Origin of the sequence: Marinobacter sp. DUT-3, assembly GCF_050379435.1 — a bacterium.
Taxonomy (GTDB): domain Bacteria; phylum Pseudomonadota; class Gammaproteobacteria; order Pseudomonadales; family Oleiphilaceae; genus Marinobacter.
In genome coordinates this window covers 128,910-151,897 of record NZ_JBNRMG010000003.1, presented here as the reverse complement: position 1 = coordinate 151,897, position 22,988 = coordinate 128,910, and the positions used below count along the sequence as shown (strand labels likewise).

Below are 22,988 nucleotides of genomic sequence, written 5' to 3'. Positions count from 1 at the left end.
TATATACAGCCTTGTATCTTAAGCTAACATACAGAGAATGTCAGGAACTCTTCAGGCACTCTACAGCCCAACAAGCGAGCAATCATGACAAACCCCATTCCCGAGCAATCACAAACCGAAATCGAGGCCGCGGCATTCCGCCGTCTGGTGCAACACCTGCGTGATCACACCGAAGTCCAGAACCTGGATCTGATGAACCTGGCCGGGTTCTGTCGTAACTGCCTGTCCAAGTGGTATCGTGCCGAGGCCGCCGAACGGGGCTATGAGCTGTCCGATCCGGACGCCCGCGAGGTTATTTACGGCATGCCCTATGAAGAATGGAAATCCCGTTATCAGAAGGGCCCCAAACAGGACCATAAATAATGAAGATCAATGAATCAGTGCGGATTCATCTGGCGTCCCTGAAAGCGGGCCATGCCGATTTTGACGATACTTTGGCGTTGATTGACCGCCATTTCGAGTATCAGCCGACCGGTTTCCATAACGGCCCACTGCTTAACGCCGCCGGCGAGAATGCAGGCTCCTGCAGGGTATTTGCACTGGGTCAGTACTGCAGCCTCAACGAAGCCGACACCCTGCAGCTGTTCGCACAACATTACCAACAGGTATTGAATGATCCCGCAGGCGGCAGCCATGGTAACATTCGTCAGTTCATCAGCACCGGCTGGTCCGGCATCCGCTTTGAAGGCGAGCCACTTCGCGCCCGCCCTGCCGACTCCCGGAACGATCCCAAGGAAGAGAGCCTTTCATGAGCGATACCGCCACCTCAGGGGTACAACACTGCTTTCAACTGAAAAGCGCCAGCGTGTCCATGACGGCTCTGGAGCTTTATTACTTCGACAATGACGAATTCGAGGACACCCTGCGGGACAAAATCAGTCAGGCGCCCGGGTTCTTCAAGGACATCCCGCTGATCATCAGCCTGGAGAAGTACGAAGGTCTGAGCAGCGAGCTGGATTTCTTCAAGATTATCGGCACCTGCCGCCGCCATAATATCCACGTTATCGGTGTTCGCGGCGGCAACGACGACCAGCGCAGACTGGCCCGGGGAGCTGCACTGGCCCTGTTGCCCGGTGGCAATCAGCGTGACCGTGACGTCAGCCCGTCCGACCAGAAGGCGACCGCCGCCAACGAGCCAGCACAGGTGAGCGAACCGGAAGCCAGCCCGGCCGCAGAATTGCCATCCGGGCCCGCACCGGCCCGCATCATCAATCAGCCGGTGCGTTCCGGCCAGCAGGTGTATGCCCCCGAAGGCGATCTGATCATTCTGGCCCCGGTTCAGGCTGGCGCGGAAGTACTGGCGGCAGGTAATATCCACGTCTACGGTCCGTTGCGTGGTCGCGCCCTTGCTGGCATACACGGTGCGCCGTCCGCCCGGGTTTTCTGCCAGTCACTGGAAGCGGAGCTTGTGTCCATCGCCGGACACTATAAAATCTCTGAGGATCTTCAGGAGAAAAGCTGGAAAACCGCTGTTCAGATCCAGCTCAGGGACGACCTGCTGGTGGTAACGCCACTGGAAAAGGCCTGATAAGACTATAACGACCGATTTACTCGGCATAGATGACGAATCCACCGTGAAACAGGAATGTAACCTTGGCTAGAATCATTGTCGTTACCTCAGGAAAAGGTGGCGTAGGCAAAACCACCACCAGCGCCTCAATCAGTACCGGTCTGGCCAAACGCGGCCACAAGACCGTGGTCATTGATTTTGACGTGGGCCTGCGCAACCTCGATCTCATCATGAACTGCGAACGCCGGGTGGTGTATGACTTTGTCAACGTCATCCAGGGCGAGGCATCGCTGAACCAGGCGCTCATCCGCGACAAGCGCGTCCAAAGCCTGTACATACTGCCAGCCTCGCAAACCCGGGAAAAAGAAGCCCTGACCCGGGAAGGCGTTGAAAAAGTCATTAACGAACTGTCGGAGACCTTTGACTACATTGTCTGCGATTCCCCGGCCGGCATCGAACACGGTGCACTGATGGCACTGTACTACGCGGATGAAGCCGTTGTGGTCACCAACCCGGAAGTGTCCTCGGTGCGGGATTCCGACCGCATCCTGGGCATCCTGCAGAGCAAGTCCCGCCGCGCCGAGATGGGCCAGGACCCGGTCAAGGAGCACCTTCTGCTGACCCGCTACAACCCATCCCGGGTGGAAAGGGGCGAAATGCTGTCGGTAGCAGACGTGGAAGAGATTCTTGCTATCCCGCTGCTGGGCGTCATTCCGGAAAGCCAGATTGTGCTGAATGCGTCCAACCAGGGTCTGCCCGTCATTCTTGAAGAAGACAGCGATGCCGGTCAGGCCTATGACGACGCCGTGGGCCGGCTGCTGGGCGAGGAGCGCGAACACCGCTTTATGTCTGCCCAGAAAAAGGGCTTCTTCTCACGGATGTTCAAGGGGGGCTAAGGGATGAGTTTCCTCGATTACTTCAGAAGCAAGAAAAGCAACAGTACCGCCAACGTTGCCAAAGAGCGTCTGCAGATCATTGTTGCCCATGAGCGGGGTCAGCGCGAACAGCCGGACTACCTGCCCCAGTTGCAGCAGGAACTGCTGGCGGTTATTCGCAAGTATGTGCAGATCAGTGACGATATGGTCCAGGTGGAAGTGGACCGCAACGACAGTTGTTCGGTACTGGAACTGAACGTCACCCTACCGGAAAGCTGATCGCGCTTTAAATCACTTTCCAGATCACTTTCCAGATCACTTTCCAGATCACTTTCCAGATCATTCGCAACACGCCCGCAGCTACCAGCGGGCGAAATGATCTTCCATCAATCCCCGTAGCCCTGCTATGGGGATTTTTTTGTCTTCATCATCCACCACAAAGCCTTCAAACGTGCCCGCGTATTGGCGGAAGTTGGACGCCAGCACCAGAGCATTCAGCCGTTCCTTGCGAACACCCGACGGCACAAAGCGGAGATCCACCCGGCCATCGCTGGTGGTAACCCGCCAGGGTGCGCCCTGATCGTAGCGGTCAAACTCGAACCTGGCCAGATCAAGCTTGATGCAGCGACCATTGAGCCACAGTGCGTTCTCGGTCAGCCCTGATTCGTTCACCCCGGTGGCGAGATTCAGACCAACAGAGGTGCCATCCGCCAGTTGACCGGCCAGGCACGCCCAGTTCCAGGCGGTTTCACGGCGCATGAAACCGCAACTCCAGTCGACTGAACCCCGGGTATGGTCATCACAGCGCCAGACCTGGTCTCCCCAACGAATTTCACCGGTGACCGGCAAGCCCGCAGACTTACGGGTAAACACCCAGCCATTGTACCCTGCGGGACAAGCCAGCCTCAGGGGATCCCGGTCTTCATGGAGTGCAAACATCGCACGAACAGTGTCACCCGCCGTCACGCTGATGCTGCGACCTTCCGGGCCCGGGATAATCCTCAGGTTCGCCTGTTTGCTGCGGAAACTGGCCACACCGTCCTCCGGACGCGGTTCAATCACGGTGCCCCTGCCCAGCGGCTGGATGAAGGTCTGTTCCAGCATCTCTCCGGAAGCAAAATCATACAGGTAGAAAAAACCGTTGCTCACCAGTTTCAGGTCAACAATGGCCAGACCAAATACCCAGTGGTCCGACATGACACTGACAAACTGGAACTGATTGAACCGCCATTTCCGGGCAAGCCGGGAGCGAGGTCGGTCCATCACCGTTCGCAGGTCGTAATCCAGGTAATTGATCGTATCCACGGGGCCCGAAAACACCCCGGTTTGCACCCGCCCCCTGTCATCAATCAGTTGCTTTATCGAAGTCATCATTTTCAATTCGGGCCAAATTCAATGTGTGGATGTAAAGGCAGATACCCAGTTCACAATCCCCTGATTCAACGCCACGCCCCTGTAAATGTGCATGGTAGACTCATGCCACTCACATCAAGGAAGTGTACTCTATGCCTAATCAAAGAGCCCACGGCAAGCCCACATTCACCATTCTGACTGCCATTCTGACCCTCGCCACCAGCTTCCCGGCACTCGTCCAGGCTGGATTACCTTCCGAGAATGCCGATGGCTGGACCCTGCGCAAGGAATCCGACAACATCAAGGTCTACACCATCGACCAGGACGACTCCAGCTTCCAGGCATTCAAGGCCGAAGCATTGATGGATACCTCCATGGAAAACCTGATGGCGGTGATGGTCAATCCGGAATCCTGCGTTGAGTGGGTTCACAATTGCACCAAATCCCATGCCTTTGGTGACGGCAACTTCCTCGACCGGTACGCCTACTCGGTGAATGACATGCCCTGGCCGGTGACCGACCGGGACTACGTCCTGCGCATCCGTACCCATGGCGAACAGTCCACAGGTGAGGTGGAGATGGACCTCAACGCTGTCCCTGATCGCCGCGAGGAGGTCGATGGCCTCGTCCGGGTTGATCGCTCTGATACCCGGTATCGATTTATTCCCGAAGGCGACAAGACTCGTATGGTCTGGATCCAGCACACCGAACCCAATGGCTCGATACCCGGCTGGCTGGTCAACACCTTGCTGGTGGACATTCCGGTAAGATCCATGGAGCAACTGGAGCGGGTCACACACCGGGAGCGCTACCAGGACCACACACTGGTGTATGACGATGAAGGTAAACTCATTGATGTGGCGCCATCGTTACAATCAGGGGATGACTAGCCGCACGGGACAAGCTAAGCTCTGGTGAAAAGGACCCTTCAACAGAACAGGACCCGGTAAATGACTGTTCTCGCTTACGAGATCATGACCCCAAGCATCAAGGCCGTACCGCAATCATGGACGATGGAGAGGCTGGCCCGCTTCCTCACCGACAACGAAATCACTGGAAGTCCGGTCACCGATGAACACGGTGACATTGTCGGTATCGCCACCCTGAAAGACATCACCGAATTTCGCTGGAACGCCAACCGCAATGACAACGATGCCCGGCTGACCCCGGAAGAGGAGCGGGAAGCCCGCCGCCTCCGCATGGCCATCTTCGAGGAGATGGGTAAGGTCCCCGTCGAAGTACGGGATATCATGACGCCGAGCGTCCTTTCCGTTGATGAACAGACCCCGGTGCGCGATATCGCCGATATCATGATGCGTGAACACCTGCACCGGATCTTCGTTACAAAAGACGACAAGATCACCGGTATCATCACCACTTATGACATGCTAAAACTGATTTCAGACAAAGAACTCACCAGCCGCTGTGCCTGAAACGACTGAGCCACCAGAGAGGTAACGCGCCTTATGCCAGGAGCATCGCAAGCTCGCCGAAAGATGTATGTCCTCGACACCAACGTCCTGATTCACGACCCCAACGCCCTCCTCAATTTTGAAGAACACGATGTCATCCTTCCGATGACGGTCCTTGAAGAACTCGACAGCCTCAAATCCGGTAAACAGGCCGTAGCTGCCGATTGTCGCCAGGCCATTCGCAACATCGACAAACTGCTGGGTGATGCCAGCCCGAAGGACATTGAGAAAGGCGTTCCCATTGTAAGGGCAAAGAAGGCCGAGCCCCTTGGCACCCTGTCGATCCTGATGAGCACCGAAAACCACGGCAATCATTCCCTGCCGGAACACCTCAACGACAACAAGATCATCAACACTCTGGCGGCGCTGCAGGAACAGCACAAATCCCGTGACATCATCCTGGTCAGCAAAGACATCAACATGCGGCTCAAAGCCCGCGGTTTCGGTGTCGAAGCCCAGGATTACCACAACGACATGTTGCTGGATGACATCGATTTGCTGCCCAAAGGCTACAAGCAATTCCCCAATTCCTTCTGGGACAATATCGCCAAGGTGGAAACCATACAGCGCGAGGGCATCACCGAACATATCCTCAAGCGCGAAGGTGAGCTGGCCAGGCTCAACGTCAACGAATTCGTGGTGGACGAACAGGGATTCGTTGGCAAGGTGGTGGACCTGTCTGATGACCAACTGGTCATGCAGGATCTGCATCAACACGATCTGATGAACGAGGAAGTCTGGGGCCTGGTCCCCCGGGACATATACCAATCGCTGGCCCTGAACCTGCTGCTGGATCCCGACATTCACCTGGTGAACCTGACGGGGTCGGCCGGTTCGGGTAAAACCATCCTGGCGCTGGCCGCCTGCATCGAGATGACCGTGGCGAGCAAGCTGTACAAGCGCATCATCGCCACCCGAAGCACCCAGGGGCTGGATGAAGACATCGGCTTCCTGCCCGGTACCGAGGCAGAGAAAATGGAGCCCTGGCTGGGCGCCATCGTCGATAACCTGGAAGCGCTCCATGAAGACGACGAGAACATGACCGCAAGCGTCGACTACATCCTCAGCAAGGTGCCATTGCACTTCAAGTCCATGAACTACATCCGCGGGCGCAGTTTCCAGCACAGCCTGATCATTATCGACGAGTCCCAGAACCTGACGCCGCACCAGATCAAGACCATCATTACCCGCGCCGGCAACGGCTCCAAGGTCATCTGCCTGGGTAACCTGGCACAGATAGACACCCCCTATCTCAGCGCCCTCAGCTCCGGCCTGACCTACATGACGGAACGCTTCAAGGGCTTCCGCCATGGCGGCCACATCCATCTCCAGGGTGTACCGAGGTCGGTTCTGGCGGAATACGCCGAAGCCAATCTCTGACAGCCCTCCAGAACCAAAAAAGCCGCACCCTTAACCCGGTGCGGCAAATCTGGGCTCATTCACCCAGGGACAACAACAAAGAGACGCAAATCAGAACTTCAGCCGTCCTCCGACCAGAACGGTGTCCACATCGTCAAAGTCAGCACCGGCACGATCCAGGGAATGGTTGTTGTAACCGGCATAAGCCTCAAACCATTTGATTGGGGTGAAGACATAGCCTACCCCGACGGTTTCCGCCGAGTCGCCCTTTTCAACGCGGTCTTCTGTTTCCATATAATGAATGTCGAAGGCATGTCTGCCCATTATGTATCCCAACTTCGCCAGGTAGAAATCAGAGTCCGGATTGGCAGAGTCATCATCACTGCTGGCTGAGTAGGCGCCCGTCAGGTTGATACCGCTGTCGTGCAACCACGACAGCGAACCGCCAAGGGTTTCAACATCCCCGGTTTGCCCGCCACTGTCCTTGACTGAATAACCGAGCGCACCGGAAATCTTGCCCCCGAACCGGCCAGAGAAGCGCACCCCGATCTCTGAAACGTCATCACCATCCTTGATGCCCTGGCTTATCGAGGGCTGCAGCCCGGCCAGGGCTGGCAGATCGTACTTCACACGGCTGTACCGGCTCTCGAAATCCTGGTCGCTCGTGGCAGCCCCCAGCCGGACCCGCGTATCGGTGGCATCGTCCAGAAACTCCAGACCGCCACCCACCAAGCCGGGGTTGGTATACGAAATAACCTTGGTACCCGACAGGTCCCGTTCGATGTTGCCGTTCGCGGCCCCATCACCCTGGCCGAGTGATAACTTGCCAAATCCACCGGAGACAAACAGGTTCAGCTGGCGCTCATTGAATTCGCCGCTGATCGAACGCTCTTCAAGCGTCACTTTGTTAGAGGCGTTCTGCTGATACTCCAGCTCCACATGGGCACCGACCACCAGGTCTGTATCGTTCAAGTCGCCTTTCAGTTTGGCGCCGATCCGGCTCCCGCTGTTGTCGTTATCAACGATGAAGTGCTCACTGCCATCGCCAGTGTCACCATACAGAAGACCATAGTTCAGCTGGCCATACACGTCCGCAGACACATTCGACACCGGCGCATCCGCTGAGAGCTTCGAGCCCATCGCCTGGGCATACGCACCTGAAGCGGAGAAACCACAAACAACCAACGCAATACATGAAACCAATCTTTTTTGTTTTCTCATTACATCCTTCCTTATTGAATTGTATTTATTGCTTTGCAAGCCAGACACCAGTCTGGCGGGAACACACTGGAGCGCAGTCAGTCACTGACCGGGCTTTCCTTCATGGCAGCGTTCATGCGGCGACGCAGCAGGGGGCCAACCAGGTACGGCAGCACCAGGCTCAACCCGGCGACCAGCCAGAAGCTCTTGGCCAGGGTGCTGGCCCAGAGAACGCTCCAGTCACCATCTGACAGCACAAGGGCATGTCCGAGGTTCTTTTCCATCTCCGGTCCCAGCAACAGACCGAGAATGATGGGCACCACCGGGATTTCCAGCTTGCGCAGGAAATAACCTGCAACACCAAACGCCACCATGAAATACAGATCGAAAGTACTGTTGCTGATGGAGTAAATGCCCACGAAGGCAACCATGGTCACGATCGGCAACAGGTACATGGGGGGAACTGACAGCAGCCGTACAAAGAGCCCGACCAGAGGAATGTTCAGCAGCAGCAAGAGCACATTCCCGATGAGAAGGGCTGCGATGACGCCCCAGACAATATCGGCGTTCTGGGTGAACATGAGGGGGCCAGGCGTGATGTTCAGCGAGATCAGCATCGCCAGCAGGACCGCTGTCGTGCCACTGCCAGGTACCCCCAGGGTCAACATGGGCACCAGCGCACCCGATGAAGCACCGTTGTTACCCGCTTCAGGCGCAACCACACCGCGGATATCGCCTTCACCGAACCTGCCCTTCTTGCCCAGAATCTGCTTCTCCAGCGTGTAACTGATGAAGCTGCCCAGAGACGCGCCCGCCCCCGGCAGGACCCCGGAAATAAACCCGAGCACACCACCACGCAACTGGGTAGGAATGGTGCTGACCAGTTCCCGGAAGCCGAGAGTCAGCTTGCCCACGCTCACCTTTTCGCGCCCACGACCCATGCGTGACTCGACGAAGAACAACAACTCCGAGATCGCAAACAGCCCCACAATGGCGAGAATAAAATCGATCCCTTCGTACAGCTCCAGCACGCCAAAGGTGTAGCGCTGGGTGCCGGTGGAGATATCGATCCCCACGGTGGAAATCATGATCCCCAAAGTGGCAGCGATCACGGTTTTCATCGGGTTCTTACCGGTAATACCACCCAGCGTTGCAAACGCCAGCAGGAACAGCGCGAAGTACTCCGCCGGTCCAAAACTGAGAGCAAACTTCGCCAGCACCGGGGCCAGCATGATCAAACCCACCGTCCCTATCAGACCGCCAGAGAACGATGCTATGGCAGAGATCGCCAGCGCATCCGCCGCCCTGCCCTTGCGGGCCATCGGATAGCCATCAAGACAGGTCATCATCGCCGGCTCGTCACCGGGGATATTGAGCAGGATGGAGGATATGCGGCCGCCGTACATGGCCCCCGCGTAGACCGAGGTCAGCAGGATCATGGCCGTTTCCGGCGGCAGACCCAGCGTGAACGCCAGGGGAATAAGAATGGCCACGCCATTGGCGGGACCGAGGCCCGGCATACAACCGATCAGGGTACCGGCAAAGGCGCCAAGCAAGGCGAACATCAGATTGTACGGTGTCAGTGCCACCGCAAAGCCGTCCATCAGAAAACCGAGCGTTTCCATCAGTTCACCTCCAGAAGGCCAGCGGGCAGGTTCAGTGACAAGCCGTAGTTGAACAACACAAACACCACCACGGCACTGATCAGCCCCGTCACAAATGCACTTCGGGGATTAGCACCCATGCGCCAGCTCAGCGTGCCCACAGCCAGGGTTGTCGAGATGACAAACCCCAAAGGCTCAAGCAGCATGGCGTACACCACCAGAACCAGCAGGGACACCACAAGCTCCAGTGCGGACTTACCCAGCGGCCACTGTGCGTCGGGATCCGGCCTGATCATCAGGTAGATACCACCGGCCACCAGCACGACCGCCAGGATGGTGGGAAAGGTTTCCGGCCCCACGGTTTCGGCGCCGCCAAACGGTTCCGGCCACTGCTGGGCCAACCAGCCGTAAACCACTGCCAGCACCATCAGGCCAAGACCAAGAAGTCGATCACCGAGGCCAGTCATTTGAGCAGCCCTATTTCACGAGACAGAGTTTCGATGTCCTGCACCTGCTGCCGCACAAAGCTGTCAAATTCACCCGCCGGTGGGTGGAAGGGAATCAGGCCATTGGCCTTCATGACCTTTTTCCATTCCTCGCTGGCGTAAAGGGTATCGACCGTATTGGCCCAGTAGGTCTTGGATTCTTCGGAGGCGTCCTTCGGCATGTAGAAACCCCGCCAGTTCGGACCGACCGCATCAATGCCCTGCTCTTTTGCCGTCGGAATCTCTGCAAAGTTACCCGGCACACGCTCATCCGACAGTACCGCCAGCACACGCAGGTCGCCGGATTCCATAAAGCCGGTGACTTCTGAGAGGTCACCGGTAAAGGCATCAACCTGGCCGCCCACCACCTGGGTCATGGCTTCGCCGCCGTTGTTGTAGGAAAGGTAGGGAATCGCCGGGAGCTGCTCAGCACCGGCAGCCTTTGCCGTGATCAGGACCTTGAGATGATCCCACCCGCCCCGGGCACTGCCGCCCGCGAACTTCACCGACTTGGGATTCGCCTTGACGGCATCCAGAAGCTGATTCAGGTTCTGGTATTTGGAGTTGCTGCCCACGGCAATCACGCCGTAGTCGGCCCCCAACGCCCCAACCCAATTCACCATATCTGCGTCCAGACCGGGAAACTGCTTCTGTGCCAGGCGTGTGGTGGTGGCTGTCGATGCGGCCACAATAAGCTTGTCGTCCTCGGCCCGCTTGCTGACCGTGTGGGCAAAAGCAACCCCGCCACCGGCGCCAGCCATGTTCACGGTCTGGACCGTGCCATCAATCAGGCCAAGCTCTCTGAGGACATTGCCGGCACTGCGGCAGGTAAAGTCCCAGCCACCGCCCGGATCGGAAGGAGCAATACACTCGACCTTACCGGAAGGCTGCCAGGCCAGAGCGGACATGCTGAAGGTGGCGGCTGCCACCAGGGAAAGTGTTTGTTTGATAGTCATGATTGTCACCTCACTCTTGTTTTTATGGTCTCTTCCTCGGCGGATCTCATTGCTGGATCCCGCGGGAAGGAGACTCGCAAAAACAGACTAGAGGGCAATCAACGCCTCCAGAAGTTTCTGGACGTAAAGCCTTTAAAGAAACTAATGGGCGTTAAGTTCATAAAATTTACGGGTAATCGCGAAACTTGTGATTTACCCTGAAGGGAATAATGACAACAAACCAATCGCTGCTGATAACGTGTTCCGAAAAACCAAACTTAAAACCCGAATGATCCTTTCGCTCGGGTTCGTCAGTGCCCTGCAAACTACACTGATCGGCGTATTCGCCGGCTATTACCTCAGTGATTCCCTGTTTGATGAGATCGGACAGCGTGCGCTGATGGTTGCCAAAACCGTTGCCGCCGCGCCCACAGTAATAGAGGGCATCCACCAGCGTGATATAGACACCCTCAATCTGTTGGCCAGGCGCCTGGCACACACCAACGAAGCCCTGTTCATTGTTATCGGTGACCACCAGGCCATTCGCCTTGCGCACCCCTCCGCCGACCGGATTGGCCACTCCATGGCAGACGACGATGGTGACGATGGCCGGCGCGCCCTGGTCGATGGTGAGTCCTACGTGGCAAGGGCCGAAGGTAGCCTGGGCGAGTCCATGCGCGGCAAGGCACCGGTGGTTGAACCGGATAGCGGCGAGATTATCGGCATTGTTTCCGTCGGCTATGGCGTCGATCAGGTGAACGCAACCATTGAACGTTACAGCATCGTGCTCTACAGCGTCGTTGGCCTGGCGCTGTTGATCAGCATAGTGATTGCCATCGTCATTGCCGGTCGCTTCAAACGCGCCATATTCGGACTGGAGCCGGAGGAAATCGCACGCCTGTTCCAGGAGCGGGACGCCACACTCCAGTCGGTCCGGGAGGGCATTATCGCCATCAACCGCGAGGGCATCATCACCACCGTGAACCGAACTGCCCTGGAAACGCTTGGATTGGACCCGCACACACCTCTAGCAGGCCGCCCCATTCTCGAAGTCCTGCCCGAAAGCGACCTGCTTTCGGTGCTTGAGTCCGGCACACCGGACTTTGACCGGGAAGTGTGGCTGAGAAACCGGCAGATGATCGTGAACCGGCTACCCGTCCGCCAGGGCACGGACATTATTGGCGTGGTCGCCAGTTTCAGGCTTCGGGACGAAGTGGATCAGGTCAGCCAGCAGTTAACGCGGATACAGCAATACGCTGACACCTTACGAAGCCAGACCCATGAGTACTCGAACAAGCTCCATACCATTGCCGGCCTGATCCAGATCGAAGCCTATGAAGACGCACTGAGTCTGATTGGCAGTGAAGTCAGTGATCACCAGGCGCTGATTCACCTGCTGCTGGATGCGGTGCCCGACCCTATCATTGCCGGTTGCCTTCTGGGCAAGTACAACCGGGCGCGGGAAATGGGCCTGCGCCTCCACATCGATCCGGATAGCCGGATGACGGATATACCCGCCGATATGCCGCGGGATCAACTGGTCAGCGTGCTCGGCAACCTGATCGACAATGCCCTTGAAGCAACCCGCCAACAAACCGGCGAAGGCGGGCTCGTTGAGCTTTCCATGACCGACCTCGGGCACGAACTGATTTTCGAGGTGGAAGATCAAGGCCCCGGCATTCCTGAAGATCTCCGGCAGACGATTTTCGAGAAAGGCGTGAGCACCAAGAAAGGTGACGCACATGGCTATGGCCTGCACTTGGTACGCCAGTTCCTGAATCGCTGGGGTGGGTCAGTCACAGTTGACGACCTGCCTGGAAAAGGCGCCCGCTTTACCCTTTACCTACCCAAAACCAGCAGAGGGAGGGACAGTCATTGACCATCATTCGCATTCTGATTGTTGAAGATGACCGGAAAATTGCGGAAATCCAGCGACGATTTGTCGAACGCCTGGACGACGTCGAACTGTGTGGCATCGCCCACAGCCTGGAAGACGCAAGGGACCTGATCGACGTGATGGCGCCTCACCTGATCCTGCTGGACATCTATTTCCCCGACGGGAACGGGCTTGAACTGCTCCGTGAGCTCCGGGCAAAAGACAGCAGCAGCGACGTTATTCTTATCACCGCCGCCAAGGAAGTGGAAACCCTGAGAAGCGCCCTGCGCGGCGGGGTGTTCGACTATATCCTCAAACCGCTGGTGTTCGAGCGCCTTGAAGAAGCCGTCAGCCGATACCGGGACCACCTTCGCCATCTGTCAGGCCTGGTCCGGGTGGCGCAGAAAGAGGTGGATGCCCTGCTGCCACGGAGTTCGGGCGAAGATACCCAGCCGGCTCGCGAAGAACGGCTGCCCAAGGGCATCGACAGTATCACGCTGGATAAAATCCGCGAGGTGCTTTCATCCGGACAACAATGGAGTGCCGAGGAACTGGGCAATGCCATCGGCGCCTCCCGAACCACCGCTCGCCGCTATCTGGAGTTTCTGGTCGGTAAGGGCGAGCTCACCGCCGAAGTGACCTACGGCAGCGTTGGACGCCCGGAAAGGCGATACCACCTCCAGTGAGATCACGTCCCTCGCCACAACCACACTCCCTGACTGGTCAGGCATACCTTCAGGTGCGTGAGCGTCCCCTGAAGCTTTGACCTGCGAGCCATTCTCCCCGGGCATTCTGGCCATCGCCCCGTAAATCGCCCCGCCTTATTGTGACTTTCGTCACACTTTGTAATGCATCACAACAAAAACATACAAAGGCATAATTATGAACAGATTAACCAGTACCCTGGTTATTGGCACCAGTGCGGCTCTGCTGGCGGCATGCGGAGGAGGTGGCAGCAGCTCTGAGGCTTCTGGTGGAGCCACCCTGGGCGACACCGAAAGCCGCGAAACCAACACCCAACCCTCAACCACCCGAACCATTTCCCGTCCACTGACAGAAAGCATCAGCGAGCTGGTACACGCCTCCTGCGACCAAGGCAGTGATCTGACCGGCGGCCGCAGCTATCGGGTAGAAATGCCTTCCCGGATAGATGGTGCCGCGATCGTATTCCAGGTTTTCGAGCCAACCCAGTTTGACTGCAAGACTGAACACCCCCTGATTCTCCAGGGACACGGTTTCAGCGGCACTCGCTCCACCGAAGCCGGTGATGATCCTCTGGCCCCCATCGCCCCATTGGTGGACGCGGGCTTCACTGTGATCAGCATCGACCAGCGTGGTCATGGTGAAAGCGGCGGAACCATTCGGGTGATGGATCCGGACTTTGAAGGAGAAGACCTTGTCCAGATTGTCGACTGGGCGGAAACCCACCTGGATTACCTCAAATACCGTGATGACAACCTGTTGCTGGGTGGCGTCGGCGGCAGCTACGGTGGCGGTTTCCAGTACCTGCTTTATAACGCAGACCCGGATCAGCGCATGGACGCCATGGTGCCGCACATTACCTGGCACGACCTGACCTACAGCCTGAACCCGGGCAACGTTACCAAGAACTACTGGCTCGCGTTCCTTTCCCTTGCCGGGGATGCCGGGACAGGCGGCTCCATGGACCCATACCTGCGTTCTTCGCTGATCGATGGCATTGTCCAGAACCGCTTCCCCGAGCCGGCACTGGATTTCTTCCACTACCACAGCCCCAGTTATTTCTGGGAAAACGAACGCAGCCTTGAACTGTTCGACAGCGGCAACAGCCAGGAGTACCTGCTGGATCCGATCACCGGACAGATTCCCATCACCAGTGACGGCCGTTATGTCATCAAGACGCCACAGATGGCCCCTTATCCGGTAGACGTACTCATGTTCCAGGGCATGCGAGACAGCCTGTTTCCCTTCAACGACGCCTGGGAAAATTACAAGGAGCTGAAAGCAGCCGGCGGTGACGTGCGCTTGCTCACCTACCCCTTCAGTCATCATTACCTTGCGCCCAACGTCGGCCTGATCCAGGAAACCCTGGCGAGCCTGGGCTTCTATGCCGAGTCGCTGCCGGATCTGGCCACTGCGGGCCTCAACACCCTGACCGATTGCGGCGACATCAGCGCCAATCAGGCGACCGTTGCCTGGTTCAATGAAAAGCTTCTGGGCCGTGGCAATGCGGATAACGTTATCACCACCGGCGACCAGATATGTTACACCCTCTCCCCCGGTGACGCGGTCCCGGCACCGGAAGTCACCGTTGGTGGCGCCAGCTTCCCGGTCAGATACGATATGCTGGGAGAAGACATAGAGGTAACCACCTTCACAGGCGTCGCGGGTTTGTTACCAACCATCGTTCCTTTGACAACGCTGGAGAGTGACGGAGTTATCGCCGGTATCCCGACGGCCACACTCAATGTCGGAGCCCCGTTGTCCGACCTCGAGGAGCGCTGTCTGGATGAGTCGGATCCGGTGTTCGCAACCGGCACCTGCGATGCCATCCTGTTTGTCGGGGTTGGTGTTATCAGAGGGGGCGCAAGCATTCCCGAACTGATCGACGAACAAGTTCAGCCCATTCGCGGCTTCGGGCAACACGACATCGAACTGACGGGAATTGCAGAACGGCTGAACACCGGAGATCAACTGGTTCTGATGCTTTATGGTCAGCACCCGACATTCCTTGGCGCCTTTTCCCGCGATCTGACGGTTCCCGCAGTCAGTGTCAGCGGCAATGTTTCACTGCCTTTGCTGACGGAAGACGGACAGCAGCAACTTGAAATGACAACCTCACGCTAAGACAGGCCATACTGGCAGATTCATTCAAGGGGGTCTGCCAGCTCCTTACCACCGCCCCTGCAACGTTGCCACAATGCGGCGGCTTCCGGCATGGTCCCGGTGCTCGCACAGATAGATTCCCTGCCAGGTTCCCAAGGCCAGATGACCATCCGAAACCGGGATTGTCAGTGAGTGGCCAATCAACACGTTTTTTATATGGGCGGGCATATCATCAGCCCCCTCAGCGGTGTGCTGATAGTAATCAGCCCCTTCCGGAGCCAGCACATTGAAATGCCGCTCCAGATCCCCCCGCACATCTGGATCCGCGTTCTCGTTTATCGCCAATGACGCGGAACTGTGCTGAATAAACAGGTGCAGCAGCCCAACCTGACAATTCCTGAGGTCCGGTGCCTGCGCGACAATTTCGTTTGTCACCAGGTGGAACCCGCGCGGAAGGGGTGCCAATTCGATAAATTTCTGGTCCCAGATCATCTACTGTTCACCTTTTTGTGTAGCGATCAACAAACTCTGACTTCAGCCTAACGCTCTGCATTGGTATTGGCTATGCTTAACTACTAACTCCAAACCTGACGATAAGACTGAACTATGCGCAGCCGGAATGATGTACTGATTACTCTCAACCAGTCTGACTCGCTCGCAGAGAAACTGGTGCATTTGCATCAGGTTGTCAGGGATCTGCACCCGCAGATAACACGAGTTTCCATAGCGTTATACGACAAAGCCACCGACAAGGTCAGAACCTTTACCTACAGTGGCAAGGAAACGCCCTTAAATCACTATCAGTCAACCCTGTCCAGTTGCCACTCTCTCAACCTGCTGGCCCAGTCCAGAGGTGCAAGGCTCGAACAGGACTTGTCTGTTTTCAGAAACAGCTCACACGTCCATGCCCAGAAGATCTATCAGGCCGGGTACCGGGGGAGCTATACGCTGCCACTGTTCTTTGACGACGAATTACTCGGCTTCATCTTCTTCAACGCCGAGCAAGAGAACGCGTTCGATCCCGCCTGCATCAGTCAGCTGAACCTGGTGGCGGACCTGATAGCATTGCTTATATTCAATTCCTTCAGCCTGGTTCGAACTCTACTCTCCACCGTTCAATCTGCACTGGATCTTACTTATTCGCGGGACCCGGAAACCGGCGCCCATCTCCAGCGTATGTCCCGTTACGCCAGAGTCATCGCACGTCACGTCGTCTCCGCCAGCGCAAACGATGATCAGTTTCCCGAATACGTCTACCTGTTCGCGCCACTACACGATATCGGTAAAGTCGCCATTCCGGATAGCATCCTCTTCAAGCCCGGGAAGCTGACAAAGGCAGAGTTTGAGATTATGAAAACTCACACTTCCAAAGGTAAGGCCATGGCAGAAAAACTGCTCCGCAACTACCGCATGGGAGACATCCAGCACACCACAATGCTGTTGAACATCATCGCCCACCACCACGAAGCCTTTGATGGCTCCGGTTATCCAGATGGATTAGCGGGCAAGGACATTCCCCTGGAAGCCAGAATTGTCACCGTGGCGGATATTTTCGATGCACTGACCAGCCGTCGTCCATACAAGGAAGCATGGACCGTTGAACAATCGCTGGACGAAATCAGATCCCTTTCCGGCCAGCGGATTGATCCGGATTGCGCCAACGCGTTGATGGACAATCTGGATGAGGTGCTGGAAATCCGCGAGACCTTTCAGGACGCGGATCAATAACAGACCGTCGCAAATCTTCCTGATTGTCCCGCGGGTTACTTCTGCTGCTCGTCCCATGGATGGACTGGCACCACCGCCTCACCCACTTCCGCTTCATAGGAGCTGCGGAAATAGTTCATCGCTTTCTCAGCCTCGCCCAGCTCGTCAAAACGGGCGATGTGATAAATGGCTTCGCCTTCGTTCACCAGCGGCAGATTGTTCACGCAAATCACAATGCCGGAAACCGGGGACAGCACTGCCGCCTCGGTTTCACCGAACGGGTCCGCCACCATGGCCAGTTTCTGCCCCTTGCGGACTTTCTGGCCAAGGTGGGCCACGGGGCGCATGATGCCATCAATGTCCGCACGCACCCATAGCGAGTTGGCAGCGGTCTCAGAGCGCTTTCTGGGAGCTTTCGGGCTTTTCTTGGCAGGCACCATTTCCAATTCCCGCATCACCCGGATGACCCCTTTCACGCCACTGGTGATAACCACGTTATCAAACCTCAGGGCTTCTCCCCCCTCAAAGGTCACGACAGGTATATCCAGGGAATCCGCATAGGCCCGCAAGCTGCCTTCCCGCAGGCTGGCGTTGATGATAATCGGTGCACCAAAGGCTTCCGCCATGCGGATGGTTTCCGGATTCTTCAGCTCGGCGCGAATCTGCGGCAGGTTGAACCGGTGAATCGCCCCGGTGTGCAGATCGATGATATGAGTGACATGTTCCATGATCTGGGTGCGCAACAGATAGGCAATACGCCCCCCCAGGGAACCGCTCTCACTGCCCGGGAAACACCGGTTCAGGTCTCGCCGGTCAGGCAGGTAGCGAGTGCGTTGCACGAACCCGAAAATATTGACAATGGGCACGGCCAGCAGGGTACCCCGCAGGTGTCGCAGTGCCGAATTGGTCAGCACCCGACGGACAATCTCCACGCCGTTGATTTCATCCCCGTGGATGGCGCCACAGACCATCAACACTGGCCCGTCCCGGCGACCATGAATCACCTCCACCGGAATGTGCAGCGGTGTGTGGGTATACAACTTGGCAACCGGCACTTCCACAGTTTGGCGCGTGCCCGCCTTGATCTCGGTACCGGCGATGACAAATGGCGCTCTGGCCATCTCAACCTCTCCCTTTGGTGCGGGTTTTCCAGGGTTTCTGATTTTTCTCAATCCAGTTAACGATCATCCCCGCGACGTTCTTGCCGGTGGCATTCTCGATGCCTTCCAGCCCCGGTGACGAGTTCACCTCCATCACCAGAGGGCCGCGACTGGAGCGCAACAGGTCCACGCCGGCCACATTCAGGCCCATGGCCTTGGCGGCGGTTATTGCGGTGCGACGCTCTTCAGGGGTAATGCGAATCAGCGAGGCGGTGCCGCCTCGATGCAGGTTGGAACGGAATTCCCCGTCTGCGCCCTGGCGTTTCATGGCCGCAATAACCTTGTCACCAATAACGAAACAGCGGATATCGGCACCGCCAGCTTCCTTGATGAATTCCTGCACCAGAATGTCCGCTTTCAGGCCCATGAAAGCCTCAATCACGCTTTCTGCGGCCTTGCGGGTTTCCGCCAGCACCACGCCAATGCCTTGGGTACCCTGCAACAGCTTAATCACCACCGGCGCGCCACCCACCATCTTCAGCAGTTCGGGCACGTTGTCCGGCTTGTTGGCAAAACCGGTCACCGGCATGCCCACGCCCTTGCGGGCCAGCAGCTGGAGCGAGCGCAGCTTGTCCCGGGACCGGGTAATGGCCACAGACTCGTTGACGGGAAATACCCCCATCATTTCAAACTGCCGCAAGACCGCCGTGCCGTAGAAAGTGACCGAAGCACCAATTCGCGGCACCACCACGTCAAAATTCTCCAGCACCTCTTCGTGGTAGTGGATCTGGGGATTGGACGATGTGATGTTCATGGAGCAGTGAAGGCAGTCGATAACCCGCACTTCATGCCCCCGATTAATACCTTCCTCGACCAGACGACGAGTGGAGTACAGGTGACGGTTACGCGACAGAATCGCTATCTTCATTTGATCGTCCTTAGGGCCGGTTCACCGGCAAGATAGGAAGCTTCAGGATATATAACGGAGCGCCTCGCCATGGCGGTACGCCCCAGCAACATCCGGAACCGCATGGAGTCCCGGTTGGTCAATGTCATTTCGATGGGCCATACGGCATCACCGATCACCAGACGGGTCTCGATCACCAGCCTCAGCTCCCGGTGGCCACCGGAATCCGATACTGAGCGTTCATCCAGTACGGCCGCATCACATTCCACTACGTGGTGAAGGTTGTTCTGGACCGGGTGCACCCAGAAACGCACGCGACGCTCACCGTCACCATCGTACGGCTCAACGCGAAAAGTATGCAGACAGGACGTGCGGGCCCCGGTGTCCACTTTCACCTTGAGCCGGGGAATATCCAGGTCGGGCAACGCCACCCACTCCCGCCAGCCAAGGTTGATCCTGCCCTCAAGCGTCGGGTACGTGACAGGTTTTGTGGGTTTATCCGTTTTCGTCGGCATCCGGCAGTTCCTTATGGGTCGCTCTCTCCGGTCGCAGCAGTTCCACCCGGAAGGGGGCGGAATGGCTTCCGGCATAAATACTGGTATGGGGAAACGGAATCTCGATTCCTTTTCGGTCCAGAGTCTTCTTGATGTCCACCATCATGCTACTGCGGCTTTCCAGTACCCGCTCTTTCGGTACCCAGAACGAAAACTGCAGGTCAACGGAGGACGGTCCGAATGACGTGACCAGCACAAACGGTCGCGGCTCCTCCAGGCAGGCCGGATTACGCCCGGCCAGCTCCAGAAGCAGTGCTTCGACCTTCTCCACATCTTCAGCGTAGGCAATACCCACCGTCAGGTCGAGACGGCGAATCGGAAACCGGGAACGGTTCACCACCCGGGTCTTGATCAGGGTCTCATTGGGAATCCGTACATACAGGTTATCGGTGGTTCTCAGTTTCACACTCAGCATATCAATGCCGACGACCTCCCCAAGGGTGGCATCCACTTCAATAAAATCACCGATTTCAAAGGGCCGCTCCACCAGCAGGAAAAGCCCGCTGATCATGTTCGAGGCCGAGGTCTGGGAAGCAAAGCCAATGGCCACCGTCAGGATACCCGCAGCCCCGAGAAGCACATCCAGCGAAAATCCCGCCTCCCGAAGTGCTGCCATGGCAAACAGGGCAACCACAATATAGAACACCAGACGGCGGAACATCACCGTATGGTGTCGCGATGTTCTTGCCTGCATGACGCGGGAAACGCTCCGTGCCGCCAGGGAACCCAGGACAATGCCCAGAATCAGCAGGAACGCGGCGCTGAGCCACTGCATCCAGGGCAAACCACTGGCCACCTCAACCAGACTGCTTTCCATTTCCTCGATCAAACCACTGGCTCCATTGTTGGCACTCGCATTCTTATCCGAACATTCTGTCGAACGTTCGTATCAGTCGCCCGCGGCCGCCTTTCTCACGCGCTGGTGACACCAGTTTGCAGGTACCGGCCGCCGCGAACAGCGTCCGATCCACATTCAGGCTGGCGGAATTCATTTCGGTTTCACAGACAACCTTCACTCCCGGCGTCCACAGCTGTCCCCGTTCGTTCTGGTGCAACGACAGCAACGGCGTCGGCAGGCTAAAACGCTCCAGCAACAGCGGTTCGGAGCGACGGTTCACGATTTTCACCGGAGTAATAGCTCGCCAGGGGCGCTTGGGTACCGCCTCAAGAACCAGGCGGGCATAGCTGGGGGCCGAATAACACAACTCCCCTTCCATGGTATTTTTCCCGACCCAGGTCTGCGAAGGCTCCGCCAGCGCCAGCTCTGTCAGTTGGGTACGCTGTCGGCCAACGCAGATCTGCATCCACACCACCGTACCAACATAGATCACACACTCGCTACCGGCGGGAATCGTTAACGGCTGATAGGGCCGGATCACCGTGGGGAGGCTAGCCAGCGCAGGTAGAAACACCACTTCATTACTGTCATCCGGCCGTACAAACCGCTGTAACGGAACACCGCTGCCCGGCAATACATGGCTGGTCTGTTCAGTCCAGCGCATGGGGTCGACATCTTTTCTGACGGTTTCCGATCGAATCTGCCACTCAAGATCAAGCCGGGTGACCCAGAGGCGCGTCTGGCTGAGCTCATGAAACTGGGTCTGCCCGGATTCCAGGGTATAGGGGCGAGCCCAGATCCCATCACGCGGCGGCGCGGATTCTTCTTTTTTATCGGCCATTGGCATCCTGAACATTCTGGCGAAAAAACAGATTTAACTATAATCCAATCAATGCCTTCCAGCGAATATCCTGATCATGATATTTACTCATCCAGAGCGATGGTAATTACCCTTACCCGCTTTACCGCCACCCTCTGACAGGAAGTTTGATGACCCAACTTGTCTGGTTCCGCAACGACCTCCGCCTGGCCGACAACCCGGCACTGACCGCCGCCTGCAAGGCCGGAGGCCCGGTCAAAGCCTGCTTTATCGTGACACCGCAACAATGGCAGGAGCACGACTGGTCCCCTGCCCGGGTCCATTTCGTCATCGCCCACGCCAACGCCCTGGCCAGGGAACTCGCGAAGCTGGGCATCCCCCTGACCTTCCTAGAAGCACACCAGTTCAGCGACAGCATCGAATCGCTGACCCGTCACTGCCGCGAAAACGACATCACCACCGTGCACTTCAACGAGGAATACGGCATCAACGAACGCCGACGGGACAAGACGGCCAGGGAACAACTGACGGCCTGCGACATCAAGACAAACAAATACCGGGACCAGACCGTAGCCCCGGTCGGAGCAATACTGACCCAGCAGCAGGAACCCTATTCCGTTTTCACCCCCTTCTCCCGCCGCTGGCGCACCTGGATCGAAGAAAGCAACCCGACCGTCTTCCCGGTTCCCGCGCCACAGGGCGATGCAGTAAAACCGCAACAACTCGACGCCATCCCGGCCGGCTTCGCCGACGCCCCTCCGGCCCTGGTCAAAACCGGCGAGAACGCCGCCCACGACCAGCTCGACGCTTTTCTCAGCGAACGGGGAGGCAACTACAAGGAACAAAGGGATTTCCCCGCCATCGACGGCACCAGCCAACTCTCGCCCTACCTCGCCAACGGCGTGCTGTCCGGGCGCCAATGCCTAATCGCCGCCCGCCAGGCCCAGGGTGCAGGCGGCAACCAGGAAGGCCTGAGCACCTGGGTTAACGAAATCGCCTGGCGGGACTTCTACATCCATATCCTCTACCACTACCCACGGGTCAGCATGCACCGGGCGTTCAAACCCGAAACCGAAAACCTCAGCTGGAACACCCCGGGGGAACACTTCGAAGCCTGGAAAACCGGCCACACCGGCATCCCCATCGTCGACGCCGCCATGCGCCAACTCAACCAGACCGGCTGGATGCACAACCGCCTGCGCATGATCACCGCCATGTTCCTGACCAAGAACCTGTTCATCGACTGGCGCCTGGGCGAGGCTTATTTTATGTCCAAGCTGGTAGACGGCTTCCTGGCCTCCAACAATGGCGGCTGGCAATGGAGCGCCTCCACCGGCACCGACGCAGCCCCTTATTTCCGCGTGTTCAACCCGGTGACCCAGAGTGAGCGGTTCGATCCGAAGGGAGAGTTTATCCGTGAATGGGTACCGGAACTGCAGAAGCTGGATGATAAACGCATCCATGATCCGGGTAGAGGTGGTGTTATTCCGAAGGGTTATCCACGGCCAATTGTGGATCTGAAGGAAAGTAGAAAGGAAGCGATTGCGAAGTTTCAGGCGCTAAAAGGCTAACTCACAAGTCGGAGGCA

At 57.4% G+C, this 22,988-nt stretch carries 24 protein-coding genes; 13 read left to right on the top strand and 11 right to left on the bottom strand.

The window, feature by feature from the left end; all coding sequences use genetic code 11:
• Positions 1-84 precede the first annotated feature (84 nt).
• From ACQUWM_RS06050 to minE, 5 genes are all read left to right on the top strand, one after another.
• Positions 85-363, top strand: coding sequence for a DUF1244 domain-containing protein (locus ACQUWM_RS06050; RefSeq protein ID WP_406986319.1), 279 nt, complete (start codon positions 85-87; stop codon positions 361-363).
• Positions 363-752 carry a HopJ type III effector protein gene (locus ACQUWM_RS06045; protein WP_428921522.1) on the top strand — a complete coding sequence of 130 codons (390 nt, stop codon included), beginning with the start codon at positions 363-365 and terminating at the stop codon, positions 750-752. Before ACQUWM_RS06050 ends, ACQUWM_RS06045 begins: the two co-directional genes overlap by 1 nt.
• Complete coding sequence (gene minC, locus ACQUWM_RS06040) at positions 749-1,528, top strand: septum site-determining protein MinC (protein WP_407002126.1); 780 nt, start codon at positions 749-751, stop codon at positions 1,526-1,528. Before ACQUWM_RS06045 ends, minC begins: the two co-directional genes overlap by 4 nt.
• A gap of 65 nt (positions 1,529-1,593) precedes the next feature.
• On the top strand, positions 1,594-2,406 hold the full coding sequence (minD, locus tag ACQUWM_RS06035; protein WP_406986311.1) for a septum site-determining protein MinD: 813 nt from the start codon (positions 1,594-1,596) through the stop codon (positions 2,404-2,406).
• A 3-nt stretch (positions 2,407-2,409) separates the two neighbouring features.
• Positions 2,410-2,664 carry a cell division topological specificity factor MinE gene (gene minE / locus ACQUWM_RS06030; protein WP_406986309.1) on the top strand — a complete coding sequence of 85 codons (255 nt, stop codon included), beginning with the start codon at positions 2,410-2,412 and terminating at the stop codon, positions 2,662-2,664.
• 81 nt (positions 2,665-2,745) lie between these two features.
• Here minE and ACQUWM_RS06025 read toward each other — a convergent pair whose 3' ends face one another.
• Positions 2,746-3,759: a DUF2804 domain-containing protein gene (locus tag ACQUWM_RS06025; RefSeq protein ID WP_428921521.1), complete on the bottom strand. Its 1,014-nt coding sequence runs from the start codon at positions 3,757-3,759 to the stop codon at positions 2,746-2,748.
• 131 nt (positions 3,760-3,890) lie between these two features.
• On the opposite strand from ACQUWM_RS06025, the gene ACQUWM_RS06020 reads away from it, so the two are divergent.
• The 3 genes from ACQUWM_RS06020 (at position 3,891) to ACQUWM_RS06010 (ending at position 6,590) form a co-directional block, all read left to right on the top strand.
• Entirely contained in the window at positions 3,891-4,628 is a 738-nt protein-coding gene (locus ACQUWM_RS06020) for an START domain-containing protein (protein ID WP_407002128.1), read from the top strand.
• Positions 4,629-4,688: 60 nt separating this feature from the next.
• Positions 4,689-5,171 (top strand): CBS domain-containing protein, encoded by a 483-nt coding sequence (locus tag ACQUWM_RS06015; protein WP_406986301.1) that lies wholly within the window; start codon positions 4,689-4,691, stop codon positions 5,169-5,171.
• Positions 5,172-5,234: 63 nt separating this feature from the next.
• The gene (locus ACQUWM_RS06010) at positions 5,235-6,590 is read left to right on the top strand and encodes a PhoH family protein (protein WP_407002138.1); all 1,356 of its coding nucleotides are present in this window, start codon (positions 5,235-5,237) and stop codon (positions 6,588-6,590) included.
• 90 nt (positions 6,591-6,680) lie between these two features.
• Here the strand turns inward: ACQUWM_RS06010 and ACQUWM_RS06005 are convergent, their stop codons facing one another.
• The 4 genes from ACQUWM_RS06005 to ACQUWM_RS05990 form a co-directional block, all read right to left on the bottom strand.
• Positions 6,681-7,790 (bottom strand): porin, encoded by a 1,110-nt coding sequence (locus ACQUWM_RS06005; protein ID WP_407002129.1) that lies wholly within the window; start codon positions 7,788-7,790, stop codon positions 6,681-6,683.
• A gap of 77 nt (positions 7,791-7,867) precedes the next feature.
• A complete protein-coding gene (locus ACQUWM_RS06000) occupies positions 7,868-9,394 on the bottom strand; it encodes a tripartite tricarboxylate transporter permease (RefSeq protein WP_428921520.1) in 1,527 nt (508 codons plus the stop codon).
• Complete coding sequence (locus tag ACQUWM_RS05995) at positions 9,394-9,840, bottom strand: tripartite tricarboxylate transporter TctB family protein (protein WP_428921519.1); 447 nt, start codon at positions 9,838-9,840, stop codon at positions 9,394-9,396. Before ACQUWM_RS05995 ends, ACQUWM_RS06000 begins: the two co-directional genes overlap by 1 nt.
• Positions 9,837-10,814, bottom strand: coding sequence for a Bug family tripartite tricarboxylate transporter substrate binding protein (locus tag ACQUWM_RS05990; protein WP_428921518.1), 978 nt, complete (start codon positions 10,812-10,814; stop codon positions 9,837-9,839). The genes ACQUWM_RS05995 and ACQUWM_RS05990 overlap by 4 nt, the downstream gene beginning before the upstream one ends.
• Before the next feature lie 268 nt (positions 10,815-11,082).
• Here ACQUWM_RS05990 and ACQUWM_RS05985 point away from each other — a divergent pair, with 268 nt between their 5' ends.
• The 3 genes from ACQUWM_RS05985 (at position 11,083) to ACQUWM_RS05975 (ending at position 15,495) form a co-directional block, all read left to right on the top strand.
• The gene (locus ACQUWM_RS05985; protein WP_428921517.1) at positions 11,083-12,672 is read left to right on the top strand and encodes an ATP-binding protein; all 1,590 of its coding nucleotides are present in this window, start codon (positions 11,083-11,085) and stop codon (positions 12,670-12,672) included.
• Positions 12,669-13,355, top strand: a complete 687-nt coding sequence (locus ACQUWM_RS05980) for a response regulator (RefSeq protein ID WP_428921516.1) — start codon at positions 12,669-12,671, stop codon at positions 13,353-13,355. The genes ACQUWM_RS05985 and ACQUWM_RS05980 overlap by 4 nt, the downstream gene beginning before the upstream one ends.
• Positions 13,356-13,551: 196 nt before the next feature.
• Positions 13,552-15,495: an alpha/beta hydrolase gene (locus tag ACQUWM_RS05975; protein ID WP_407002135.1), complete on the top strand. Its 1,944-nt coding sequence runs from the start codon at positions 13,552-13,554 to the stop codon at positions 15,493-15,495.
• 45 nt (positions 15,496-15,540) lie between these two features.
• Here ACQUWM_RS05975 and ACQUWM_RS05970 read toward each other — a convergent pair whose 3' ends face one another.
• Positions 15,541-15,966, bottom strand: a complete 426-nt coding sequence (locus ACQUWM_RS05970) for a secondary thiamine-phosphate synthase enzyme YjbQ (protein ID WP_407002136.1) — start codon at positions 15,964-15,966, stop codon at positions 15,541-15,543.
• A 114-nt stretch (positions 15,967-16,080) separates the two neighbouring features.
• Here ACQUWM_RS05970 and ACQUWM_RS05965 point away from each other — a divergent pair, with 114 nt between their 5' ends.
• Positions 16,081-17,202, top strand: coding sequence for an HD domain-containing phosphohydrolase (locus ACQUWM_RS05965; protein WP_428921515.1), 1,122 nt, complete (start codon positions 16,081-16,083; stop codon positions 17,200-17,202).
• A gap of 35 nt (positions 17,203-17,237) precedes the next feature.
• On the opposite strand, the gene ACQUWM_RS05960 is transcribed toward ACQUWM_RS05965, so the two are convergent.
• The 5 genes from ACQUWM_RS05960 to ACQUWM_RS05940 are packed head-to-tail and all read right to left on the bottom strand — an operon-like array spanning position 17,238 to position 21,421.
• Positions 17,238-18,302, bottom strand: coding sequence for a succinylglutamate desuccinylase/aspartoacylase family protein (locus ACQUWM_RS05960; protein ID WP_406999890.1), 1,065 nt, complete (start codon positions 18,300-18,302; stop codon positions 17,238-17,240).
• A gap of 1 nt (position 18,303) precedes the next feature.
• A complete protein-coding gene (gene rimK / locus ACQUWM_RS05955; protein WP_406999891.1) occupies positions 18,304-19,209 on the bottom strand; it encodes a 30S ribosomal protein S6--L-glutamate ligase in 906 nt (301 codons plus the stop codon).
• Positions 19,206-19,703, bottom strand: a complete 498-nt coding sequence (locus tag ACQUWM_RS05950) for an ATP-dependent zinc protease family protein (protein WP_406986273.1) — start codon at positions 19,701-19,703, stop codon at positions 19,206-19,208. The genes rimK and ACQUWM_RS05950 overlap by 4 nt, the downstream gene beginning before the upstream one ends.
• Positions 19,684-20,571 (bottom strand): mechanosensitive ion channel family protein, encoded by an 888-nt coding sequence (locus ACQUWM_RS05945; protein ID WP_406999893.1) that lies wholly within the window; start codon positions 20,569-20,571, stop codon positions 19,684-19,686. The genes ACQUWM_RS05950 and ACQUWM_RS05945 overlap by 20 nt, the downstream gene beginning before the upstream one ends.
• Positions 20,572-20,602: 31 nt before the next feature.
• On the bottom strand, positions 20,603-21,421 hold the full coding sequence (locus ACQUWM_RS05940; RefSeq protein ID WP_406999895.1) for a hypothetical protein: 819 nt from the start codon (positions 21,419-21,421) through the stop codon (positions 20,603-20,605).
• Positions 21,422-21,570: 149 nt separating this feature from the next.
• Between ACQUWM_RS05940 and phrB the strand changes: the two genes are divergently transcribed.
• A complete protein-coding gene (phrB, locus tag ACQUWM_RS05935) occupies positions 21,571-22,971 on the top strand; it encodes a deoxyribodipyrimidine photo-lyase (RefSeq protein ID WP_428921514.1) in 1,401 nt (466 codons plus the stop codon).
• Positions 22,972-22,988: the final 17 nt, after the last annotated feature.

Bases quoted from the DNA above. Each gene is read 5' to 3' on its own strand.
- ACQUWM_RS06050 (WP_406986319.1), top strand. From the start codon at position 85: ATGACAAACCCCATTCCCGAGCAATCACAAACCGAAATCGAGGCCGCG.
- ACQUWM_RS06045 (WP_428921522.1), top strand. From the start codon at position 363: ATGAAGATCAATGAATCAGTGCGGATTCATCTGGCGTCCCTGAAAGCG.
- minC (WP_407002126.1), top strand. From the start codon at position 749: ATGAGCGATACCGCCACCTCAGGGGTACAACACTGCTTTCAACTGAAA.
- minE (WP_406986309.1), top strand. From the start codon at position 2,410: ATGAGTTTCCTCGATTACTTCAGAAGCAAGAAAAGCAACAGTACCGCC.
- ACQUWM_RS06025 (WP_428921521.1), bottom strand. From the start codon at position 3,759: ATGATGACTTCGATAAAGCAACTGATTGATGACAGGGGGCGGGTGCAA.
- ACQUWM_RS06020 (WP_407002128.1), top strand. From the start codon at position 3,891: ATGCCTAATCAAAGAGCCCACGGCAAGCCCACATTCACCATTCTGACT.
- ACQUWM_RS06015 (WP_406986301.1), top strand. From the start codon at position 4,689: ATGACTGTTCTCGCTTACGAGATCATGACCCCAAGCATCAAGGCCGTA.
- ACQUWM_RS06010 (WP_407002138.1), top strand. From the start codon at position 5,235: ATGTATGTCCTCGACACCAACGTCCTGATTCACGACCCCAACGCCCTC.
- ACQUWM_RS06005 (WP_407002129.1), bottom strand. From the start codon at position 7,790: ATGAGAAAACAAAAAAGATTGGTTTCATGTATTGCGTTGGTTGTTTGT.
- ACQUWM_RS06000 (WP_428921520.1), bottom strand. From the start codon at position 9,394: ATGGAAACGCTCGGTTTTCTGATGGACGGCTTTGCGGTGGCACTGACA.
- ACQUWM_RS05995 (WP_428921519.1), bottom strand. From the start codon at position 9,840: ATGACTGGCCTCGGTGATCGACTTCTTGGTCTTGGCCTGATGGTGCTG.
- ACQUWM_RS05990 (WP_428921518.1), bottom strand. From the start codon at position 10,814: ATGACTATCAAACAAACACTTTCCCTGGTGGCAGCCGCCACCTTCAGC.
- ACQUWM_RS05985 (WP_428921517.1), top strand. From the start codon at position 11,083: ATGATCCTTTCGCTCGGGTTCGTCAGTGCCCTGCAAACTACACTGATC.
- ACQUWM_RS05975 (WP_407002135.1), top strand. From the start codon at position 13,552: ATGAACAGATTAACCAGTACCCTGGTTATTGGCACCAGTGCGGCTCTG.
- ACQUWM_RS05970 (WP_407002136.1), bottom strand. From the start codon at position 15,966: ATGATCTGGGACCAGAAATTTATCGAATTGGCACCCCTTCCGCGCGGG.
- ACQUWM_RS05965 (WP_428921515.1), top strand. From the start codon at position 16,081: ATGCGCAGCCGGAATGATGTACTGATTACTCTCAACCAGTCTGACTCG.
- ACQUWM_RS05960 (WP_406999890.1), bottom strand. From the start codon at position 18,302: ATGGCCAGAGCGCCATTTGTCATCGCCGGTACCGAGATCAAGGCGGGC.
- rimK (WP_406999891.1), bottom strand. From the start codon at position 19,209: ATGAAGATAGCGATTCTGTCGCGTAACCGTCACCTGTACTCCACTCGT.
- ACQUWM_RS05950 (WP_406986273.1), bottom strand. From the start codon at position 19,703: ATGCCGACGAAAACGGATAAACCCACAAAACCTGTCACGTACCCGACG.
- ACQUWM_RS05940 (WP_406999895.1), bottom strand. From the start codon at position 21,421: ATGGCCGATAAAAAAGAAGAATCCGCGCCGCCGCGTGATGGGATCTGG.
- phrB (WP_428921514.1), top strand. From the start codon at position 21,571: ATGACCCAACTTGTCTGGTTCCGCAACGACCTCCGCCTGGCCGACAAC.